At 72.2% G+C, this 3362-nt stretch carries 4 protein-coding genes; 1 reads left to right on the top strand and 3 read right to left on the bottom strand.

Annotated elements, in window-relative coordinates:
• Window positions 1-141: 141 nt before the first annotated feature.
• The 3 genes from ACWEVO_RS33100 to ACWEVO_RS33110 form a co-directional block, all read right to left on the bottom strand.
• Window positions 142-1170: a 6-phosphofructokinase gene (locus tag ACWEVO_RS33100; protein WP_452311365.1), complete on the bottom strand. Its 1029-nt coding sequence runs from the start codon at window positions 1168-1170 to the stop codon at window positions 142-144.
• 179 nt (window positions 1171-1349) lie between these two features.
• A complete protein-coding gene (locus ACWEVO_RS33105; protein WP_452311364.1) occupies window positions 1350-1853 on the bottom strand; it encodes a pyridoxamine 5'-phosphate oxidase family protein in 504 nt (167 codons plus the stop codon).
• Window positions 1854-1922: 69 nt separating this feature from the next.
• On the bottom strand, window positions 1923-2420 hold the full coding sequence (locus tag ACWEVO_RS33110; RefSeq protein ID WP_452311366.1) for a polyadenylate-specific 3'-exoribonuclease AS: 498 nt from the start codon (window positions 2418-2420) through the stop codon (window positions 1923-1925).
• 246 nt (window positions 2421-2666) lie between these two features.
• Here ACWEVO_RS33110 and ACWEVO_RS33115 point away from each other — a divergent pair, with 246 nt between their 5' ends.
• Complete coding sequence (locus tag ACWEVO_RS33115) at window positions 2667-3359, top strand: Crp/Fnr family transcriptional regulator (RefSeq protein WP_073838866.1); 693 nt, start codon at window positions 2667-2669, stop codon at window positions 3357-3359.
• Window positions 3360-3362 lie beyond the last annotated feature (3 nt).

Raw genomic sequence — 3362 nt, forward strand, 5'->3', positions numbered from 1 at the left:
GCCCGGACACCATCTCCACGCCTATCTGGCCGGCGCCTACCCCCGCGCCGGTGAGCACGTCGGTTCCCATGCACCGGAACCCCCCCCGCCCCGCGGGGGGGCGGGCCGCCCCGGCCGGCCCGCCGCGCCAGCGGCCGTCGATCAGCTGCCGAAGAAGACCTCGGCCTCGGCGTACCGCTCCAGCGGCACGGTCTTCAGCTCGCGGGTGGCCTCGGCGAGCGGGACCCGGATGATGTCCGTGCTCTTCATCGCGACCATCTTGCCCCAGTCGCCCTCGTGCGCCGCGTCGATGGCGTGCAGGCCCAGGCGGGTGGCGAGGACCCGGTCGAACGCGGTCGGCGTGCCGCCACGCTGGATGTGGCCGAGCACCACGGTGCGGGCCTCCTTGCCGGTCCTGGCCTCCAGCTGCTCGGCGAGCCACTGGCCGATGCCGCCCAGGCGGACGTGGCCGAAGGCGTCGAGCTCCTGGTTGTGCAGGACCATCTGGCCGTCCAGCGGCTGGGCTCCCTCGGCGACCACGACGATCGGCGCGTACTGGTGCTGGAAGCGCTTCTCGACGTACCCGGCGACCTGCTCGACGTCGAACTGCCGCTCCGGCAGCAGGATCACGTTGGCGCCACCGGCCAGGCCGGCGTGCAGGGCGATCCAGCCGGCGTGCCGACCCATCACCTCGACGACGAGGGTGCGGTGATGGCTCTCCGCGGTGGTGTGCAGCCGGTCGATGGCCTCCATCGCGATGTTGACCGCGGTGTCGAAGCCGAAGGTGTAGTCGGTGGCGCCGAGGTCGTTGTCGATGGTCTTCGGCACGCCGACGACCTTGACGTCCAGCTCGTGCAGCTTGGTGGCGACGCCGAGGGTGTCCTCACCGCCGATGGCGATCAGCGCGTCGACGCCCTGGGCGGCCAGGTTCTCCTTGATCCGCTCGACCCCGCCGTCGATCTTGAACGGGTTGGTCCGGGACGAGCCGAGGATGGTGCCGCCGCGCGGCAGGATGCCGCGGACCTCCGCGATGCCCAGCGGCTTGGTCAGGCCCTCGAGCGGGCCCTTCCAGCCGTCCCGGAAGCCCACGAACTCGTGACCGTAGGTGGCGACGCCCTTGCGGACCACCGCCCGAATCACCGCGTTGAGACCTGGGCAGTCGCCGCCGCCGGTGAGCACGCCGATACGCATGATCTGCTCATCCTCCTGGAGCATCAGGTGAAGCCCGGATAAGCCCCAGGATATGTGTCAGATCAGACCATCGGCGCCGTTGCCGGCCCGGGGCGGGCCGTCAGTGCGCACTGTAGTCGGCGTAGGTGTACGCCGACACCGCGCCCCGGGCCGTTTCCGGCCGCCGGACCGGCTACCGGTCAGTAGCTGACCTCGTGGTTCTCCCCCGGCCGCGGCGGGCGGCCGGTCACCGCCGCCTTGGCGAACCCGAGCAGGTTGACCACGGCCCCGCCGGGCGAGTCCCAGTACTCCGCCGACCCGGCGTGCACCTTGATCAAGGTGAGCCCCGGGGTGTCCGGTCCGTCCGGAAACCAGGTCTTCAGCAGCGGGTGCCACAGCCGCTCGGCGCGCGCGGCGTCCCAGCCCTCCTGCGCGGTGCCGGCCACCGACACCCAGGCGTGCCGGCGCTGGTCCGAGAAGCCGACGTTGACCTGCGGGTTCACCCGGATCTGGCGGACCTTGGCGGAATCCGCGTGGGCGAAGAACCAGAGGTCTCCGTCGAATTCCGCCTCCTGCAGGGCCATCGGCCGGCTGACCAGCCGCCCGTCCACGGCGGTGGTGGTCAGCAGGCAGATCCGGGCGTCCCGGACCAGCTCGGTGACCCGGCGGCGGGCGTCGCGGGCGGTGCTCGGTGTGGTGCTCATGGGGCACTCCCTCCGGTCGGCTCGTGGCCAACCGTGCCCCGGACAGAACCGGTCAAACCTGCGCGAGCGTCACCGCTCGGTCATCGCCCGCCACCGGGCCAGGTTGTGCCGGGCGTCGACCAGCGCGTCGTGCCGGTCGGCGTCGGCGTCCGGCAGCCGCGGCCGCCCCCGGTCGTCCCAGAGCTGGCGCAGCTCCTTGGTGAACCGGGGGATCTCCCGGGGCAGCGCCGGCATCGCGCCCCACAGCTGGGCCAGCACCACGTGGTCGTACGCCGCGTACCAGGCCCACAGCTCCAGCTGCTCCCCCGGCCGGTCCCGGACCGGCGCCATCAGGAACTCGTAGAGGTCGTCGCGGATCCGCTCCCGGGAGCGCCAGGCACGGTCGGCCGGCGAGGGGAGCTTGTCCAGGACGTTGCGGCGCACCCAGGGCACGGCCCGGGAGTCGTCGAACTCGGTGGAGACCGCGTAGAACTCGCGGCCGTACTCGTCGACGACGCCGATCGACACGAGGTCGACGATCCGGCCGTCCTCGATGAACTCGCAGTCGTAGAAGTAGCGGTAGACCATCCCCGCCATCCTCGCCCACCGCCGCGGGCGGCCCTCCGGCGGGGCGTCCGTCGAGGTCACCGACGCCCGCGTCCCAGCTCGGGCGGGTCACGGAAGTGTTTCCAGGGGTGTACAGCACGCGACGGGACCGTCATGATCTGATGTGTACCGCCGCCGGACGCCGAACCGGTTCTGATGCCTCGTGCCGGGGATGACAGGTTCACCCGGGGTGCGAGTTGTGGTCCTTGACCGGGGAGGGGTTGGGCCGTGGAGGTTCGCCTGCCGGAGCCGGGTGACGCGCTCACGGGCGTGGAGATGTTCGCCGGGCTGGAGCCGGAGGTGCGGCAGCGGGTCATCGCCGCCGCCGTGCCGCGCACGTACCGCAAGGGTCAGCTGCTCTTCGTGGAGAACGACCCCGGCGAGTCGCTGATCGTGCTGCGCCGGGGGGCGGTGGCGGTGTTCCGCACCGCGCCGACCGGTGAGCGGGCCGTGCTGTCGGTGATCCGACCGCCCGACGTGCTCGGCGAGGTCTCCCTGCTGGACGCCTCCACCCGGTCGGCGTCGGCCGAGGCGATCGAGGACTGCGCCGCCCTGGCACTGTCCCGCCCGGCCTTCATGGAGCTGGTGCACTCCAACCCCCGCATCCTCGACGCGGTGATGCGCTCGCTGGGCGGGCTGATCCGCCGGCTCACCGAGCAGAACGCGGACCACGTCTTCCTCGACCTGCCCGGCCGGGTGGCCAAGACGCTGGTCCGGCTGGCCGGCGAGAGCCAGGCCCCGATGATCACGATTGAGCTCAACCAGAGCCAGCTGGCCGAGATGGCCGGCGGCTCCCGGCAGAGCGTCAACCAGGCGATCGGCTCGTTCGCCAGCCGGGGTTGGCTGCGCACGGAGGGGCGCCGCATCGTGGTGACCGACGTGGCCGCGCTGCGCCGCCGCGCCGGCATGAACGACCGCTGAACG

The organism is Micromonospora sp. NPDC003776, assembly GCF_053605645.1.

What these genes read in the sequence shown, in the direction of transcription:
- ACWEVO_RS33105 (WP_452311364.1), bottom strand. Translation starts at nt 1,853, where the DNA reads ATGAGCACCACACCGAGCACCGCCCGCGACGCCCGCCGCCGGGTCACC.
- ACWEVO_RS33100 (WP_452311365.1), bottom strand. Translation starts at nt 1,170, where the DNA reads ATGCGTATCGGCGTGCTCACCGGCGGCGGCGACTGCCCAGGTCTCAAC.
- ACWEVO_RS33110 (WP_452311366.1), bottom strand. Translation starts at nt 2,420, where the DNA reads ATGGTCTACCGCTACTTCTACGACTGCGAGTTCATCGAGGACGGCCGG.